General features: G+C 63.0%; 18 protein-coding genes. 1 reads left to right on the plus strand and 17 read right to left on the minus strand.

Annotated features, from left to right (window positions below; genetic code table 11):
- Positions 1-140: 140 nt before the first annotated feature.
- The 15 genes from AC1ECK_RS10760 to AC1ECK_RS10830 form a co-directional block, all read right to left on the minus strand.
- Complete coding sequence (locus AC1ECK_RS10760) at positions 141-887, minus strand: S1 family peptidase (protein ID WP_480318820.1); 747 nt, start codon at positions 885-887, stop codon at positions 141-143.
- Positions 888-889: 2 nt separating this feature from the next.
- Positions 890-1,381, minus strand: coding sequence for a YbaB/EbfC family DNA-binding protein (locus AC1ECK_RS10765; RefSeq protein ID WP_480318709.1), 492 nt, complete (start codon positions 1,379-1,381; stop codon positions 890-892).
- 100 nt (positions 1,382-1,481) lie between these two features.
- Complete coding sequence (locus tag AC1ECK_RS10770; RefSeq protein ID WP_480318711.1) at positions 1,482-2,909, minus strand: Do family serine endopeptidase; 1,428 nt, start codon at positions 2,907-2,909, stop codon at positions 1,482-1,484.
- Positions 2,910-3,057: 148 nt separating this feature from the next.
- Positions 3,058-3,396, minus strand: coding sequence for a hypothetical protein (locus AC1ECK_RS10775; protein WP_480318713.1), 339 nt, complete (start codon positions 3,394-3,396; stop codon positions 3,058-3,060).
- A gap of 4 nt (positions 3,397-3,400) precedes the next feature.
- Entirely contained in the window at positions 3,401-3,634 is a 234-nt protein-coding gene (locus AC1ECK_RS10780) for a hypothetical protein (protein WP_480318715.1), read from the minus strand.
- Between the two features lie 163 nt (positions 3,635-3,797).
- Positions 3,798-4,571: a hypothetical protein gene (locus AC1ECK_RS10785; RefSeq protein ID WP_480318717.1), complete on the minus strand. Its 774-nt coding sequence runs from the start codon at positions 4,569-4,571 to the stop codon at positions 3,798-3,800.
- 27 nt (positions 4,572-4,598) lie between these two features.
- On the minus strand, positions 4,599-5,504 hold the full coding sequence (locus AC1ECK_RS10790; RefSeq protein WP_480318719.1) for a peptidylprolyl isomerase: 906 nt from the start codon (positions 5,502-5,504) through the stop codon (positions 4,599-4,601).
- 66 nt (positions 5,505-5,570) lie between these two features.
- Positions 5,571-6,023 carry a hypothetical protein gene (locus tag AC1ECK_RS10795; RefSeq protein WP_480318722.1) on the minus strand — a complete coding sequence of 151 codons (453 nt, stop codon included), beginning with the start codon at positions 6,021-6,023 and terminating at the stop codon, positions 5,571-5,573.
- Complete coding sequence (locus tag AC1ECK_RS10800) at positions 6,020-6,562, minus strand: YbjN domain-containing protein (protein WP_480318724.1); 543 nt, start codon at positions 6,560-6,562, stop codon at positions 6,020-6,022. Before AC1ECK_RS10800 ends, AC1ECK_RS10795 begins: the two co-directional genes overlap by 4 nt.
- An 86-nt stretch (positions 6,563-6,648) precedes the next feature.
- The gene (locus AC1ECK_RS10805) at positions 6,649-7,338 is read right to left on the minus strand and encodes a hypothetical protein (RefSeq protein WP_480318726.1); all 690 of its coding nucleotides are present in this window, start codon (positions 7,336-7,338) and stop codon (positions 6,649-6,651) included.
- 8 nt (positions 7,339-7,346) lie between these two features.
- A complete protein-coding gene (locus AC1ECK_RS10810) occupies positions 7,347-9,161 on the minus strand; it encodes a putative porin (protein ID WP_480318728.1) in 1,815 nt (604 codons plus the stop codon).
- Positions 9,162-9,268: 107 nt separating this feature from the next.
- Positions 9,269-9,982, minus strand: a complete 714-nt coding sequence (locus AC1ECK_RS10815; RefSeq protein ID WP_480318730.1) for a TonB family protein — start codon at positions 9,980-9,982, stop codon at positions 9,269-9,271.
- Positions 9,983-9,991: 9 nt separating this feature from the next.
- Positions 9,992-10,402 carry an ExbD/TolR family protein gene (locus tag AC1ECK_RS10820; RefSeq protein WP_480318732.1) on the minus strand — a complete coding sequence of 137 codons (411 nt, stop codon included), beginning with the start codon at positions 10,400-10,402 and terminating at the stop codon, positions 9,992-9,994.
- Positions 10,403-10,420: 18 nt separating this feature from the next.
- Entirely contained in the window at positions 10,421-12,217 is a 1,797-nt protein-coding gene (locus tag AC1ECK_RS10825) for a DUF2341 domain-containing protein (RefSeq protein ID WP_480318734.1), read from the minus strand.
- Between the two features lie 66 nt (positions 12,218-12,283).
- On the minus strand, positions 12,284-13,963 hold the full coding sequence (locus AC1ECK_RS10830; protein WP_480318736.1) for a ShlB/FhaC/HecB family hemolysin secretion/activation protein: 1,680 nt from the start codon (positions 13,961-13,963) through the stop codon (positions 12,284-12,286).
- A gap of 424 nt (positions 13,964-14,387) precedes the next feature.
- Here AC1ECK_RS10830 and gspK point away from each other — a divergent pair, with 424 nt between their 5' ends.
- On the plus strand, positions 14,388-15,401 hold the full coding sequence (gene gspK, locus AC1ECK_RS10835) for a type II secretion system minor pseudopilin GspK (RefSeq protein ID WP_480318738.1): 1,014 nt from the start codon (positions 14,388-14,390) through the stop codon (positions 15,399-15,401).
- A gap of 19 nt (positions 15,402-15,420) precedes the next feature.
- Here gspK and AC1ECK_RS10840 read toward each other — a convergent pair whose 3' ends face one another.
- Positions 15,421-15,597 (minus strand): type II toxin-antitoxin system prevent-host-death family antitoxin, encoded by a 177-nt coding sequence (locus tag AC1ECK_RS10840; protein ID WP_480318740.1) that lies wholly within the window; start codon positions 15,595-15,597, stop codon positions 15,421-15,423.
- A 1,157-nt stretch (positions 15,598-16,754) separates the two neighbouring features.
- Positions 16,755-18,017, minus strand: a complete 1,263-nt coding sequence (locus AC1ECK_RS10845) for a substrate-binding domain-containing protein (protein ID WP_480318742.1) — start codon at positions 18,015-18,017, stop codon at positions 16,755-16,757.
- Between the last annotated feature and the right edge of the window lie 192 nt (positions 18,018-18,209).

Raw genomic sequence — 18,209 nt, forward strand, 5'->3', positions numbered from 1 at the left:
CGCATGCGGGTCACGGATGGCCCGACACAGCAAGAGGCCGCTTTACGCGTGAGCGTCGGTGCTGAAGAATTGTGTGGGCGGGGCGTTTCAGCCGCATGTCGAAAGGTACTGACAATTCCAGCAAAGTCCGGAACGACGCCTCACGGAGCGCACAACACGCCGGCTTCGAGTGTCGCCGCGCGCGGTGCGTGCGCCTGCATCGGTTCGAGCTGCGGCGTGTCGGTAACGGAAAAGCCAACGTGGCTCGCGTCGAGAAACGTCTTGATTGCATCGGCCGATACCGCCACCACATAACTGGCCGTTCCGGAGCGCGCCACGTAAGCTCGCGGATCGTCGTTGGAAGCCTGTGCCCGCTCAATGATCATGCCCACCACGAGGCCCGCCTGATTCAACACCGGAGCACCGCTCGCTCCGTTTGTCGCCGATGAGATCAGCGTGAATTCATCGGCAGCCTGAGCGGGTCGGTCGCGCGTGAAGGCGTTGTAAATGGTATCCGCGCGATCCGGCATGTGCCGCAGACTCTCATAGCCGGCAGCAAACACCGGTTGCGCAACGCTCACTTCATTTCGCATGGCGAAGCTTGCGGCCAGCAGCGGCTTGATCGTACTGGTGAGTACCGCGAGGTCGGCGTCTGAGCTCACCGCTTTGACGCTAGCCGTCGCCACCTGGGCGTCCTTGACGAGGAAGAGCGAGCGGCACCCTTCGACGGCATGCCGCGCGGTCACCAGGTCGCCCGCCTCGTTGACGAAAAAACCGGTCGCATTCGATTCGAGCGTGAAAGCACCCACCTTTTGCGCAGGATCGAGTGTCGCCGGGTCGCGGATCGATTGGGCAAACGCAGCCGTAGCCACGAGCTCGCATAGCCAGATACCCACCAGCAGTTTCATGCTCAAGCAGACGCGCTCAGTGTCTCCGGAAGATCGATCGATGTGCTCGCGGGTGGGTCCTTTTGCGGGTTAGCCTCGATATGCAAACGCACGCGCAACGGTTGCGGCATATCAGCGGGCGGCGGCTCGGAGATCGGGTGCTGGGTAAGCAGCCGACGCAGAATCGCGTCAGCCGCCGGATCGCCCAGCGAGCTGAATTCGACGCGCGACACAGCGCCATCTGCGGCGATCCACGCCCGGATGACGATCGCCGCCGGTGGCTGCTCGCCCTTGGCGTTCATGACCCGGTCTTCCAGAAACCGGTGCAACTGGTTGGCGGCATCATCATCGGCTTCCAGCCACGCCTGGAACTGATGGCCCGTCAACCGTGCATAGCTGAGCCATGGTTGCGGGACACCAGACAGGCCCGACTGCGCGCAGGCAGGAAGCGCCGTCCAACACAAGCTGATGAGCAACGCCCAGGCAAGCAGAGCGCGCCGTTTTCTCAACTTCATTTACCTATCTCCAGGGAAACGTACAGGTTGCGGGTCATTGCCCCTCATGGCGCAATGACCCGCTGTCTGGCCGCGGTGCAGACTCACTGCGGCGACGCCACTAACCGAGGTCGATCGGCACATACTGGCGGCTCGTTCCACGCTGGATCAGCAGTGCCGCATTGCCGCGCGCGAGCCTGATCGCCTCGGCGAGCTGCTCGATCGTCGTCACCGGCGTTTCGTTCACCGACAGCACGATATCGCCCGGCTTGAGTCCGAGACTCGCCGCGCGGCCCGTCACCTGCTGAACCAGCAGGCCGTGATCGACGCCGACCTTTTCCTGCTCCTGCGGCGTCAACGGACGCACCGTCACACCAAGACGGGGAGGCGCCTGCGTCACAGCGGGCGCGGCGCCGTTCTCATCCAGCGCGCCAACCGTGACCGTCATATGCGTCGCGGTGTTCGAGCGCCAGACCAGCAGATCGACCTGGCCGCCGGGTCTGATCTTGGCGACCGTCGTCAGCAGATCGGCTGAGTCGCTGACGGGCGCGGCGTTGACCGCCAGCACCACGTCGCCCGGCTGCAAGCCGGCCTGCGCGGCCGGTCCGCCCGGCTCGACCGTACTGATCAGCGCACCATCCGGTTTTGACAACCCAAACGAACGCGCGAGCGATTGGCTCACTTCCTGCACCACCACGCCCAGACGTCCGCGGCTCACCTGGCCGGTCTTCTGTAACTGGTCCTTCACGTCCAGTGCGACGTCGATCGGGATCGCAAACGACAGGCCCTGATAGCCGCCCGTTTTCGTGTAAATCATCGAATTGATCGCGATCACGCGGCCATCGAGGTCGAAGAGCGGGCCGCCGGAATTGCCGGGGTTGATCGGCACATCGGTCTGGATGAACGGGATATACGCTTCGCCGGGCAGCGAACGGGATTTGGCGCTGACGATGCCCGCCGTCACGGTGTTGGCGAAACCATAAGGAGAACCAATCGCCATCACCCAGTCGCCCACCTCGGTATGGTTCGGATTGCCCGTCATCACCACCGGCAAATCTTTGGCGTCCACCTTGACGAGCGCAACATCGGAGAGTGCATCGCTGCCGATTACCCGGCCCTTGAACTCGCGTTTGTCGGTGAGCTTCACGTCGACCACCGTCGCGTCTCCGACAACATGCCGGTTGGTCAGGATGTAGCCGTCACTGCTCACGATAAAGCCGGAACCGAGGCTCATTTCTTCGCGATTGCCGATCACACGGCGCGCCAGAAATGGGGCCAGCGGGTTGCCGGGTTCAATGCCCGGCGGCAACTGCACCCCCATCTGCGCCACCTCGCGGGTCACGCTGATGTTGACCACCGTCGGGCCATAGCGTTTGACGAGGGAGGAAAAGTTCGGGACAGCGAATTGCTGCTCCGTCGCAGGAACACTCTCCTGCGCGTGCACGGTGACAACCAGAGCGCGACCCATGACCGCCATCGCAATCCAGACCAACGCCATCGAGGCCCTGGTCCACACCACTCGCCTGATGCCCCGCATTCCGTCTTTCATATCGATGTCCAGCATCCTTGCAGATGACAGGCGCTGCGTTCACGCCGCATGCTCACCTTATCGCCCGATCCAGTCGACCGCCATGTTCTCGCGTGCAACACCGCCATCTCCTGTCCATTCCTGTGCATCAGGCCCGCCGTGCACCAATCTAACGTTCGTCCCACAGCGTCACATCCCGATACTGCGGTTCTCCGAACTCCTGGAACACGCTCTTCGCACCCTGCACTGCGCGGTACCGTAGATCACGCCAGCCGCCGGTCGGGCCGCCATACGAACCCCAGATACCACCGGGGAGAACGAGCCTGCCGACCAGCATCGCCGGATTCGGCGCAGCAACGATCCGATGCCGCCCCGACGGTTCTGTCCCATCGACCGCATCCGGCGCTCCGCCCGTCCGCGGTGTCACGCAATAGGCGACTGCGCCGCAACTGACCGCCCCACCCGTCAGTATCGCCGCCCATAGCGCCCCGCTTCCCTCTTCACGCATGCGCTCACCGCCCGGGCGGCACAACCTGTAGCGGTGCCGGACGCTGCGGATAGATTGACTTTCCCCAGTTCGAACCAAACCGGTTACTCTCGGCCGAATAGTTGAAGGTCCCCACCTGATTGGAGGGGCCGGTGGCAAGCGCTTCGGCTGCGTTTGGCGCGGCCGGAGTACCCTTACCGGCGGCCAGTGCCAGTTGCTTGCTCAGGCAGTCATACGACAGGGCGCGAACGCCATCCACCTCAGCATCAACACAGACCCGCTTCGATGGCTCGCCGGCCGCGGCCGACGACTGCGCCCAGGCACCGGGTATCGTCCCGATCCACAAGACACCGAGTAACGCGCACCTGCGCATTCCTGAAGAACCCGCTCCGGCCGCGGGTCGCACCCTACCCGCCAGTTGATCATTCCTCATCGTTGCCCTCCCACTGCAAACGACGTGTCGCCGCGCCGCGCTTCACAAAGCGCTCGAAAACACGCATATCCGCACGGCTGATGCCCCGCCCGGTCAGGTCCTGCAGCCGGTCAACGCGCGCCACCGGCTCCCATTGCAGGAGCTCCGCCGCAGTCGGAAATGGCGTATGAAGCGGGTCCCGGTACACCAGCCGGAACAACTGTGCCACCGGCGCACCGTCACGCCACAGGTCACCTGCATCACGCGCGCGTCCCTCGAAGCAGAAGCGTACCCACATCCGCTCTTCCCCGTCATTGCGCACCGCGATGGGGCCAGCGAGTACCAGCAGGACATAAGGTACGTCATTCAATTCTAGCGGCGAATAGGACCACAGGCTGAGCACATCGGCATAGTCGATCAGCTCGATGAAGCGCTCCACCGCCAGCGACGGCACCAGGCTGCGCGCAATCCTGAAGTGCCGTTTCCAGTTAAACAGGAACCGCGTACGCTGCGTGTGCGCAACCAGCGGCTCCCGCGGCCCCCTGACGATGAGGCCCTCGGGCTGGTAGTTCGAGGTCGCGAGCGGGCAGCGGGCCGCGGCCTCATCGGATTCGTGCCTGAAATAGCCATAACCGCGGCGCTGGTGCGGAGTCGGGACCAGTTCGCCCAGGCACAGGGGACATCGCAACACCGGCGACGTTCCCTGCCCGGCCACGCTGTTTTCATCACGTAACGCGTACGCATCGACATAACGCTCGTCGAGTGGATGCAGGCCCCTGTCCAAGATCACCACGTGCTCTGGCAGCGTCGCTCATTGCGCGGCGCTGAGGGCCTTTTTCAAGGCGCCCTCGTTGATCGCCACCGTGCCCGGCCCCACTGCCTTTGCAAGGTAGGCCTGGGTGTTTTGCTGGGTTCGCTGCTGGCGTAACGTCGCGCGGATCTGCTCCTTCACTTCGGCGAACGGCCGCACGCTCGCCGGGCGCGACTCGATCAGCTTCACCACATGAAAACCTGCCGCGGTCTGGATCGGCTGCGAGATATCGCCTGGCTTCATCGCGTCAGCGGCCTTGCGAATTTCGGGCAGCAGGGCTTCGTCCGGCACGAATCCCATGTCGCCGCCGCGCGCGCCGCTCACCTTGTCCTGCGAGCTGGCCCTGGCGATCGCGGCGAAGTCGGCGCCGCTCGCATGCGCCTGCTTCGCCAGATCCGCCGCCTGCTTGCGGGCCTGATCCAGCGTCGCCTTGTCGGTGTTCGGCGGAGCGGCGACGAAAATCTGTGCGAAGTGCAGCGAATCCGGCACGGTAAAGGCTGCCTTGTTCTGATCGTATGCCGCCTGCATGTCGGCGTCCGAAGGATAGTCGGCCGGCGGCGCCGTGATCGAGGCCAGATAACTGCGCGACACCGCCTCCCGCTGCGCCTCCTCAACGATCAGCTTGACCTGCGGCTGCCTGTCCCAGCCCTTGGCTTTCGCCTCGGAGAGCACCGTGGACTGCGCGAGCTTCGCCCGCACCAGCTGATCCAGCCTTGCAGGGTCCGCTGCGAGCCGCGTGCGTGTATCCGCGTCGAGCGACCTGAGCAGGGTCGTGATATCCGACTCCGTGACCGACGCCTGCCCGGCGCTTGCAATCACGTCGTCCTCGGCCCAAGCCGCGAGCGGGGCGCACATCAGGGGCCCGCACACCATCAGGCCGCTCAATACCATTGCAACTGTCTTCATCGAAAATACTCCCAGCACGTTAGCTAACCACCCAGCCCTGTCCCGACTGCGGAACCGGACCGTCGACTACAACTGCGCAGCAAGGCTCAAACGCACCACCACCGGTTGCCGCATGCCGGACGGCGGCGCGCGCCCCACTGTCTGCGCACCCAGCAACTCCCGCAGATCCGCTTCGGCCTGCGGGTCGCCAAGCGGAGTGAACTCGACCCGGGTCACGCGCCCCGCGGCATTGATCCACGTCCGGATGCTCAACACCACCGGCACGCCAGGCGTGCTGGCCGCCGCGTCAGGCTGCGCCCGCTGCTCGAGAAACGCATGAAAGCGCCGGGCCTCGTCGGTCTGCCCTTCGAGCGCTGTCTGGAAGCGTGTCGAGACGCGCTGCGCATACGTGACCCAAGCCTGCGGTGCCTGATCAGCCGGCACCGTCCCGGCCTGCGCCGGTGCGCCAATGCCCAGCAGTCCGAAGAGTGCCGCGGCGAGCGCCCCGATCCGGCTGCCGCCGTAACCGCGCGTTTTCACTGCAGCGTCGCCGTGTGCTCTGCGTCGCCGGCTCCTGCAGCCTGCGCATCGGCGCTGCGCGCCGCCAGCGCCTGCTGGGTCTGCGCCATCGCGGGGCGGTTACGCAGATGCAGCAGGAATTCCTGGATCAGGCGGTCCCACAGTTCGATCGTCGATGTCAGATAGCGCGCCGTCACACCACCCGCGACGATCACATCCATCTCCAGCACGAGAAATTGCGCTGCTGACGACAGCCGCGCGAAACGCTTCGAGCGATTCCAGCTCGACACCAGCTCGAGCGGCAGTTCGCCTTGCACCTGCAGCGCACAACTGAGCGTGTAATCAAGGTACGCGCCCGGGGTGGCCGCAGCGTTGCCGAAGCGCACCGCAAAACCCACCCCCTGACTCGCGCTCATCAACTGCACGATGCCGTTCTGCTCGGCGGGTGTGACACGGTAGCCCGCCGCCTTGAAGAGATCCGCCAGTTGCTCGACTGCCACCGTATCGATCACGTTCTGCGCGACCGCACCTTGCGCGATTTCCGTCTCTTTGCCTGCCATGTCCGTGTTCCCCTGTGAATTCAAACCCGCTCAAACAAACCGTGTCTCGAGCAGCTCATCGACTCGCTAACCTGTGGCCTGCGCCCCTACTTCGATGCATCCGGCGCGGATGCCGGCACCGCAGCCTGGGCAGGCGCCGCGCGAGGATCGAATTTCCCCGCGTACAGCTTGTCGCCATAGTCCTGCGCAATCTCGTCATACTTCACGCGCGAGCCTTGTGCGAACGGCTCGCGCGACTTGAGGAAGGTCCCGAACCCGACGTGCTCGTAAGCGTCGAGGATGTCGTGGCCCACCTGGTAGAGCTGGGCGTTCTTCGCCTCGCACGTCTGCAACTGCGTGCCGACTGCCCTGAGCTGGCCTTGCGCCTGGGTACGCTCGGCATCCCGCGCACGCGATAGCGTCAACAGGTCTTCATACGCCGACCTGTATTTCGCGAGCTGCTGGTCGTCCTGCGCACGACCTGACTTCTCGGCAGCGAGTGCCCGCTCCGCGGCCGCCTGCCCATCCAGTTTGCCTTTTGCGGCGGCCAGATCCGTCTGGGCCTGCTTCAGATCGGCCTGCGCCTTGTCGCGCTGCTGTTCCGCCTGAGCCTTATCGGCCTGCAACTGCGCCTGCGAGTCCTGCAAATCACGCAGTTGCTGCGTGGTGGTGCGCAGTTGCGAGCGCAGCTTGTCTTCGAGGCTCTGTGCCGAGGCGGAACCTGCAGCGAACAGCAACCCGCAGAGCAGCCCGGCTGCGAGCATGATGCGATGACACGCTTGGGTGGACGTTCTCATGGCGGGCCTCAGAAGCGGGCGTCGAATTCAAGCTGCAACACGTCGATGCTCAGCGGCGGACCATACACTTCGCGTGCGCTCAGGTAACGCGCCTGCAACCACGCGTTCCTGGCCACCGCGTACTGTGCCCCGATGATGTAACCCTTGGCGTTCGTTCCACCCAGGTTGAAGTCCGGATCCGTGAATGCATCGAGCACTGCATCCGGTTCGAGGTACTTGTAGGTGACCGAGAAATTCCACTGGCCCTTCTCGAGCGTATCCGGTTCGCCGATCGTCGCCTTGAACAGGAAACCGTTCGGGCCGCTCTTGTAGTTTGCCTGGGTCACCGTGCTGGACGAACTCGCGTTGTTGAAGTTGTTCACCGGCGTGGAGGCCGCCGAGAACGCCTGGTTCGTGTTGTACGCGAGGTTGCGTACGTACTCGCCGTCGAGCCGCAGCTTGAAGCGGTCGGCCACCTTGGTATCCCACTCCAGCTTGGTATCGAAGAGGCGGTAGTTGTATGCGAGGCCGAAGAGCTGTGGATCAGGCGTCAGCCCGGGTGCGAGATTCGGGTTCTGCACAATGTTGCGCAGCGCGATCAGCGTGTTGCCCTTTTGCATGTTGGCCGGGGCCTCGTTGTCGGTACTGCAGCTCGTCGCGCCCAGATACAGCGCGCACGGCGAGGACAACTGGCCCTTCAGGTTCATGTAGTCATAGTAGGCAATCGCACCCTTGACCTTGTTCTGGCTATCGATCTTCCACTCGGCCCCGAACTGGCCGCCCAGCATCCACTTGGTCGTGCCGGAAGGCGCATTCGAATTTTGCGCGAGGAACCCGTCCGAACTGTACTGGATCGGGAACGCACCGAGCGTGCCGAACAGCGTCACACCATCGTTGCCGGGCAGCAGCTGACGGAAGTTCGCCGCAATGCCATCGAACTCCAGGTCATTCGCGAACAGCAGATCCGACGAGAAGAACGGATTGTCGAAACGGCCCACGGTGATATTCATCCACGGTGCTGGCTGATATTTGATCCAGGTCTGGTTCAGCCAGATATTGCTCTTGCCGAACCCTCCGCCGAGCAGGGCGGTCGTCGACGTCGGTCCGTTGTCGCTGCCGCTCGCCAGTTGCACGCCCGCGGTGAACTGGTCCGAGATCACGGCCGTCACGCCAAGGCGCGCCCGGATACTGGCCAGGTTACGATCCTGGGTCGTGTTGAGCTCGGGGAATTGGCTCGTGTTGGTGTTCGGATTGATGTCGACCGGACTACCGGCATTGATCGCCGCAAAGTTCGTCACACCCGTCTCGTTGCGCGGCGAGAAAAACTCGAACTGCTCGCGCACGCGCACATCGCCGCTGAGCGTGATGCGCGAGACCCAGTCCGGGAACGTATTGGGCTGCGCCCAGTTCTCGGCCTTGGCCTGCGCCACCACTTCCTGCTTGACCTGATCGCGGATCTGGTCGCGCACCACCTGCGGCACGTAGGGCACCGCGACATCGCCTGGCTGGGTCGGCGCATTTACCACGGCAGCGCCGGGGCGCACAGCGGCGGCCGATGCCGCCTTCGCCTGCGCCGCTTCGGCCTGCGCCTGGGCAAGCAGGCCGCTCGCGCTCGCCTTCGTGAGCACACCCTGCTTGACGAGCAGGTTGATCAGGTTGATTACCGTGCTTTCGGTCGGCGCGGCCGTACCGGACGCTGCCTGAGTCTCGAGCGACTGTGCATGGGCCCCGCCGGCGAGTGTCATGCCGAGCGCGCCGAGCACCGCGAAACTGGCTCGCGTGCGTCGCAGCAGCCTGCCTTCCCCCGCCCCGCTGCGGCAGCCCCGTGCCGAATTCATAGACATTCCCATTCTCCACATAACGTGCTGATTTTTTACTGGCGCTGTCCGTTCACGAAACTGTGCGCGAACCTGTTGTTGAATCCGTTGCTGAATCTGGCCGAACGGTTCGCTCACCCCGGCTTGCGTCCCTGCAACCTAACGAGCTTCGGGTACACCGACTTCGGCGGCGGTGGCTCATCCACCCGTCCCAGGGTCTCGACGGCCGCGACGACGGCCTCATCGATCCGCGTGTCGCCGGTCGACTGCACAATCGTCACCTTCGTGATACGTCCTGCCGGGTCCATCCACAGGTTCAGGCTGCCCGTAAAGCGCGCTCCGCCCGCGTCCTGCACCCGCTTGTCCTGCTCAATCGCATGCTGCAGCGTGTAGCCTAGGTACTGCGCGTAGCCGGCATTGCCGAAGCCGCCCGTGCCCCCGCCGCTGCCCGCCATACCTGTGCCATCCCCGGCGCCGATGTTGAAACTGTCCGTGCCTGCCTGGGCGGGCGCGTTCATCGTCATCTGCTTCGGCAGGTTGTCCGAGGGCTTGGGCGACTCCGCCGGCCTGGGCGCAACCGTGGGCTTCTCGACCGGGGTCTTGACCTCCTCCTGAACTTTTTCCGGAGGGGGTTTCTGCTTCGGCGGCGGAGGCGGTGGAGGCGGCAGCGGAATGACCGTGGTCACCCGCGGCGCTTCAGCACGCTTGACGCCGGCTGTGTCGCTCGCGAAATGCCAGACGAGCGCTGCGACACCGAGCAGCACGAGCACCGCGATGGCCGGCCTTAACCAGCGCCGCCAGCCGCCCTCCGGATCGTCGCCGTGCCCGTTGTCGTAGGTCATTTCCATGGTCGTTCCCTAGTGGCCTTGCGGCCCCTTTCCGGTGACGAGCCCGACCTGCGAGAGATCGAGCCGGCGCAACAGATCGAGCACGTCCATTACCTTCTGGTAAGCAACGGTCGAGTCCCCCTTCAGCACGATGGGAAACTCGGGCGTGAGCGCCTTCTGCGTACGCAACCGGTCTTCCAGTTCGGCCATCGATACGGGATACGCATCGAGGAAAATCTGACCCGAGTCGGACACGGTGATCGCTTTCGTTTGCGGCTTGGCGAGGCTGGTCGACGAGCTCGCCTTCGGCAAATCGACCTTGATGCCCTGCACCGAGGCGGTCGTCATGATGATGAAAATGATCAGCAGCACATACGCCAGATCCAGCATCGGCGTGATGTTGATGTCGTCGTAGGGCTTGTCGTCGTCCTGAACTTGCATCGCGCGTTCTCCGGTTCCTCAGTTCCCCGCCAGCGAGTGGTCGGGGTTGCTGTGCGCTTCGGCAAGGCGCGTGACGAATTCGTCCACGAACACCTGCATGTTCGCGGTCACGTTCTTGTTGCGAATCAGCAGGTAGTTGTAGCCAAAGAGCGCCGGGATCGCGACGAAGAGCCCCGTGACGGTCGCGAGCAGCGCGGCCGCGATACCCGGAGCGATCGCGTTGACATTCACGTCGCCGGCTGCCGCAATCGCAGCGAAGGTGATCATCACGCCCACCACCGTGCCGAGCAGGCCAAGGAACGGGCCGCCGGAGATCGCGATCGTGAGCAGCACCATCGACTTCGAAAGCCGCTGGTTTTCGCGTACGAGCGTGGCGTCCATCGTCGCGCGAATCGCTTCGATCGATTCCGCCGTGATCAGCGTGCGACCGCTGCTGTCCATGCGGCTATGGATTTCCTCGACGCCGGCGCGATAGAGCCGGTACAGCGACGACTGGCGCAGGCGCCGCCCGTCGTCCGATCTCTCGTCGACGTGGGCAAGACCCACCAGGTGCTTGCCCGCCACTTCGCGAAAGCGCCGCACGAAGAAACCGTTGGCCTTGTCCACCGCGCCGATGTAGCTCGCCTTGTTCCACATCACGACCCACGAAACGAAGGCCATCACGAGCAGGATCGTAATCACCACCCACGCGTCGACGGTGACCGACTTGACGATCACGCCGAAGTAGCCAAAGCCGAAGCCCGACTGCTTTTCATCGGCGCCGTAGCTGACGAGCTTCGACTCGGCGCCCTCGCTCATGGCGTCCACCGCGATCAGCGTTGCCGGACGGGCGACCTTCGACAGGCGCAGCTCGTCGAGCTCGCCCGTGAATCCCGAGAAACCGGCCGGCGCATTGGCGACATCGCCGCCGACCGCCGCTGGCGTGTTCAGCGCCGGCAGCGCCGCCGGCGCCTGAGCATACTGCCTGCCATCGACATAGAGCGTCACGTTCTTGCCGTCGGCGGTCACCGCGATGTGGGTCCACTTGCTGGCCGTCACGGCCTGCCCTGCCGCGGTGCGCACGGGCGCGCCTGCACTGTCGACCTCGGCAAACGGCACGCCGTTGTCCAGCCCGACCAGCAATGCGTTCGCACCGTCGCGCCGGCTGTACAACAAGGTTTGCGGTGCCAGCACGCCGGGCTTGACCCATGCGCTGAAGGTGAAGTTGCCGCCGGCTGCAACCGCCAGCGATGGACTCGCAGCGAGGTTCAGCGGCGTGGTTCCATTGAATTGCGCGGCCTTGCCCACGATGCCGTCCTCGGCGATACGGGCCGGCGCGTTCTGCGCGTTATTGCCGTACGCGGTGGTGTCTTTCGACGGCGTGCCACTCGCGTCATTGAAGTGATAGACGAGCGTGTAGTCCGGATCGAAGGTCTCGGCGGCCTTGCCCCCGTCGGGCGCCTTCTTGTTGCCGTAGTACATCCAGATGTTCTGCGCTGCGCCGGCTGGGAACTGCGGGATGTCCACCCAAACGAGCGCCACGCCCAGCACCGGATCGTATTGCTGGATCTGGTAGTTCAGCGGCGTCTTGTCGTCCGCGGCAACGAAACGGATGTCCGCGCCGTTGTCCTCCAGCCCGTCGAACTGGAAGTTGCCCGAGTGCAACCGGATCAGCAGCGCTACGCGCCCGGCGGATTCCGCAACGTTGCCGCCCTTCGGGCTGGTATCGATCGTGATGGTCTTGCGATACGACCAGTCGTTCTGCCACCAGGCGTTGGCCACGCCCGGCAGACACCCCATCAGGACCGTCAATAACAGGAATAAAGCTCGCTTCACAATCCACTCCCCCGATTAGGCCGGCGGCATCAGCACATGCCGGCGCATCACATATGAAAAAGCCGGTCAGAAACCCATGCGGACGTAGAAATCGAAGCGCGGGTTATACGCCCTCGTGAACGTTCCGGCCTTCAGCGGAAACGCCATTTCAAGGTCCGCACTTGCGTACTTCATGAACTGGATGCGCGAACCCAGCCCGAGGCTGATCATGTTGAAGCTCGAAATCTGCTCCGGCAGCGGACTCAGCAGCCACAGGTGGGCAGCATCGACAAAGGTATGGAAGCGCCATTCGTTGACGGCACTGCCCACGTATTTCGCAATCGACGGGCTGCGCAGCTCCACCGAACCGATGACGCCGCTATCGGCCGTGTCCTCGGCTTCCAGGTAGCCGCGCACCGTGTTGATGCCACCTGCGGCAAACTGCTCGCTCGACACCAGCGGAGAGTTCGCGAACTGCGCGGTAACGTGTCCGTTGAGCTGGATGTCGTGAGCGAAATCCAGCGTGTGATTGATGTCGAACTTGCCGTAGACAAAGTCGGCCGTGGCGTTGTACCGCTTGTTGTCGAACGCGTTGGCGTCGCTCCCAATGCCGCGGATATCGGTCGTCACCGAGGCGGAGAACGATGTCTGGGAACGCTTGAGGTTCAACTGCCCGTTGTAGGCGAAGGTAACCGGCACATAGGTCAGTGGGGCCTGCGAGGTCTGGCCTGCAATCGTATCGCTTTCGTCAAAGTGCTTGTGATCGATCTCGACGCTCACCGACTCCGAGTAGCTGTCGGTCGAGGGCAGCGCGTAGATCGCCGTCAGGCCGAACGACGTACCTTTGCCCAGCACGTTCGTGCCGCCGAGAGACGCCACGTCGCTGTTCGAGTGGTACACCGTCGCGAGCAGGCTCCAGTTCGTTCCGTGCAACGGTGCCAAGTACGAGAACGAATACACCTCGGCGTCGCGCGGATGCTGGGGAGCAAGCAGGAAGCTGCCCGAAATCACATGTCCCAGTTGCCACAGGTTCGAGTAGCTCAGGGAGGCGACCGCACGGAGCACCGACGTGTCCGGGCTCTGGTCGTTGTTCAGTTCCAGGCTGCCGTGAGCCGGATTTTTATCGTCGACCTTCAGGTCCACGTCGACCGTTTGCGGCAAGGAGCCCGGCTTCAGAACCGGTACCACCTGACGGTCGGGCGACTTGTTCAGGTCGATGAGCTGCTGCTGGGCCTGGGTAAAGTCGGGCACCTGACCCTCGGTCAGCGCAGGCACCGCATCGCGAATCTTCTGCGGCGAATTGTATTGCGCACCTTCCACCCGCACTCTCCCGACCTTCGCTTCGACCACCTGCAGCACGATCACACCGTTCCTGACCTGCTGCTGCGGAAGCTCAACCACTACCGACTGGTAGCCCTTGTCCTGGTACACCTTCTGCAGCGCGTCACGCGCGGCATTGACATCGTCCAGCGTGCGGCCCGGCCCCTCGAACGGGTAGACGGCCTTCTCGATCTCAAGGCTCGGCAACGTCGAGTTGCCGCGCACGATGAACTCGTTCACGTCGAACGTTCGCGGCTGGCCGCCCGCGCCGGGCACAGGTGCCGGAGCACCGGTGGCAGCCGGCGCCGGTGTCGGCGCGGATGCCGCCGCCTGTGCAGCATTCGACTGCGCGTGGGCCGTACCGGCGAGCGTCACGCTGCCCGCCAGAACCACACCGGCCAGGCACCGCCGCCGATTCGATGCTTCCCCGTACATCTTCGGCGTCATTGCCGCAACTCCTTCATTTGCACGATGATCCGGCTCGATGTGCAGCGGCCGGCGAATTTATAAGACGTGGACAATACAAACGTCAGAAGTCCCGTTCATGACCAATGTTACGTACAACGAACAAGATGGTATGGACATCCCTACCGCCTGACCTGGCAGCTTGCTCAATGGAAACGGATTGACGGGTGATCCGCTGTGGACCGCGCGCTGGGACGCCTGAGAGCGACGAGGGGAAGCCTGTTACTGCGGGCAAGCATCATGACAAGACGGCATGATAGCCAGTATGCGTGTCAATTTTTTTCCTGATGTTGCGTACTATTTGTACGCAACATCTGTCACAACAGCGCATACGTTGCAGACTAGGATCGGTGACGCCGATGGCTGGACGAACCGGTTCGCATCGGCCTGAACCGATGGAGCATCCATGCGCAACACGAGCCGTAAGCGGGTATCGCGCCGCGTCGCCTATGCGCGGCCGGAGAAGCCGCAGCGCGGCATTGCGATCGTCACGGTGTTGCTGGTCGTGGCACTGGCCGCCACACTCGCCGCGAGTGTCGCATGGCGTGAACTGGTCGCCGTGCGTGATGTGGAAAACCAGCGCCTGAACGTCGAAACGATGTGGATCGAGCGCGCGGCTGTGGAGTGGGCGCGCGCCACACTGCGAGCCCAGAGCTCGACGTCCAACGTCGCGTACGTGGGGCAGGCGTGGTCGGCGCCTGTGCATGATGTTCAGCTCGCGGACTTTCTGCCGCGCGACGCCGCCGAACTCAATAGCGAACTGGCCAGGGCCTACATCTCCGGGGAAGTGGAAGATGCGCAGGCCAAATTCAACCTCATGGATCTGGTGTCGCGGCCCGGACCCAGTGCCCCCTGGCAGATCGACGGCTCAGGCATCGAGGCATACCGGCGCCTGCTCGGCGCGCTCTCGCTCAATCCGGCGCTCGCCGAGGCCACCGCGGCCTATATCCTACGCTCGCTGGGTATTGGAAACGATACCGGCAACTGGCCCATGCAACTCGTGACGATACAGGATCTGTCACGCGTGCCCGGCTACGATGCTGCTACGGTCAAAGCTCTCTCTGCGTTCGTGACGATCCTTCCCGACTACACGACGGTCAACGCGAACACGGCGGATGAGCCCGCGCTGATGGCGGCCATTCCCACCGTCTCGATGAGTCAGGCCCACACGCTCACCGAGCGGCGCAGGACGGCATATTTCGTGAGCACCAGCGATATCGCCGTGTTGCTGTCTCCCATACTCAACGACTCAGCGTTGCCCGCCGGTGCCATTGTCGGCACCAACAGCGGCTATTTCATCGTGCACTGCCGGGTTCACTCGGCGAGAATCAACACACGTATCGATACGCTGATTGCGCGGTACGGCATCGGCGATTTCGCCTGGACTGCCGTGGTCTGGGCTCACCGCCTCGCCCCCTGAGCGCGAGGCGGCTGCCCTATTATCGATTCATCTGCTCCAGCAGATCACAGTTATGCACCTTGTCCAGCAGATCGTTCCACGACTCGATCGACAGTACGCAGGCAATCGGATGACCGTACTTCGTCACCAGCACCGGCTGCGCGTCTGCTTCCCGCAAGGCCTTCGACGGATTCTTGCTGAATTCGCGTGTGGCCATCTCAATAGCTCCCTGCCCTAGTATCTGTCTCACGTGTAATCCCCATAGCCTGACAGGATATCGCGCATAAGCAAGGCCCTCGGAATAGACGCCATGCCGGACTTAACAATCAGCGCGATCAAATAAAATTTCGTCGCCCTTTATTCACTCGAATGAGCAGTCTATATACAACCCTCAAAATTAACAAGACTCAATATCAAACAAAGTTTAACGACGTGCAACAGATTTCTTTGCACCACCCATAAATACTTACAATTCTGTAATATTATAATATGACGACAGAATATACGTAACATCGGAACCCCTGCAGGAAGCCCACGGAGCAAGCCTCTACCGCAATCCCCATCAGTCTTGGGTCAGCCTGGAAAATGTACGTACCTTTTGGCACAAAATTTTCACAAACCTGCGGTGCGGAATATTATCATCAAGTTAACATTATGTAAGACAATTAAATTACAGCCCCATAACAGCTCCAGATAAAAACGGGCGCGAGACAATATCACACGGAAACCCGGATAAAAATAAACAGAACATATTATTCCAGTCCCGCCAGAAATCCGGAACCGGCGATTTTCGGCAAGACGCAAATTAATCTCGCATTCTCATTCCTGGCGCCCGGACATTGACTCCTGCCCATTGAATTTCCAATCGCGATTCCGGCCGGTAACTGCAAGTCGGAAAGCGCGTCAAACAGATGCAGACCAGTCACCAGTGGCGCTACCTGTGGATTACCAGACATACCCGACATCTCGCCTTCAATCGAGAGCGGAGATTATTGCGATGAAACGGCCACGTGGTCTCCACTGCGGGCAAAACACGCAATCAACACGACCCGAAACGGCGATACCTCCCGACGAGCGGTTGTTAACCCCACTCGTGAGCCATCGTCGCGCGCCGCGCGGTTAGCGGCAAATAGACCCGCTACGCATTATTTCATTCCGTGTGCGTTTAATTTCGGCATGCACAAGATTCGCCCCCGTCCGGTGCATTCGTCTGAATTGAAAAAACGGTATAGCTCGTTTCCCTTCAAGACCGATGAATCGACGGGTGCTACGACGCGATATCTGGAAATCCCCTGCTGCGGGTTCCTGGGATACCCGAACGGGAACCCGGCCCCCCGCGCAACAGCGATCCAGGTGCCAGGCCTGGCGCCGGTCCTACCGGCCGGTGCAGATCGTGGCGTTTCCCACATTCAGGGCTGCGCCCGAGGCATTGCTCAGGAAATCATTGTCGATCGCAGCCACGTAGTCGGCAGGCAGGCTGGCTGCACCATAGCCATTGAGCAGGCGCGCCACGTCCGCGTCATGAAAGTGCGCCCTGAGCGCGTTCACCCATTCTGATGCAGTCGTCGACGCAGCCAGACACTGGGCAAATATCAGGTTTACCGTTCCGGTCACCGGATAGCCGCTGGCAGGATCCGCCGTGCCGGGCACCCACAATGCGGGTTGTCCAGCGTCGCGCGGCACGGGCGGGTGCACGTTCGAACCGCGCAGCGCCAGCGCAGCGGAGCTTGCGTCGGGACGATAGTCTCGGCCGTCGGCTGTATTTCGCAGTAGCGCGATGGGAAGATTCGCGAATGCCTGCGCGGATAGCGGCGCCAACGTGCGCGAGACGAATGACGGCGTCAGATAGCCCAGCGCCTCACGCCCGGCATCGCGCATGCCTGCAAGCGTATCTCGCGCCGCCTGCGCACTCGCAACGCCGACGAAACTGGACGGCACGCCATTCGGAAACAGGCTGGCAAACGTGTCAGTCTCGCTGAATATCACATTGCTGGTCGCCGGGCCGATCGGCTCCGAGAAGCTCGGCACGCAGACCTGCGCCAGGTGCCGCGTCAACAGGTCCGTATCGCCGCTTGCATCGCTTCGATAAACCACCGTCAGGGCGCCGCCCGGATAATGCGCACCGGTTCGTGGATCCGCGACCTGGGACCAGTCCGTCAGCCGCCCCGAAAAAATGCCGCATAGATCGCTGTCGTCGAGCACCACGGGCGCCGCGGGCGCGGCCACCACCGGGATGGCAAGCGGCATCACCGCGAGCGGCAGTTCGACCAGCGGACCGTGCCCGCCGGTCTTTGCGTAGCGGTTGATCTGCGCGAGGCCAAGCGGCGTCTCACTGACCGCATACCCCACCGCGGCCGCTCCACTGGCCGTCGCCGGATAGGCACTCGCGTCGCCGGTGAGGAACGCATCCACTGCGCGGGGGCCGCCGATCGCCTCGTAGGTCACGCCATCGAGTGGCGCATAGACACGCTCGGCCACCCATTGCGCCTGCCACGAACGCGAACCCCCGCCGATCATCCGGGACGCGCCTGCCGCAGCAAAGGCGCTGCCCATGCACGTTGCCGCCGACAGACCCAGCAACGTCACGCCCAGCCACTTCCGCACGTTTTCCGCCACGCGGCGTCGATCACGCTTCACGAAACGCTCCTGCTCGATGTGCTCACGGACGCACGGTCTACCGCCGCGCCTGCCGGCTGTCCCATGCACCTCAAACGGTGACTCCCTGCCAAGTAGAGTAGGACGCGCGTGTGCCGCGCCGGTGACGGGTGTTACGCACTATTTGACAGAATCGGCCCAAACGCATACAAGAAGGCTTGTCCAACCAGTATG

It is taken from the genome of Paraburkholderia sp. SSBN10T, from assembly GCF_056619545.1.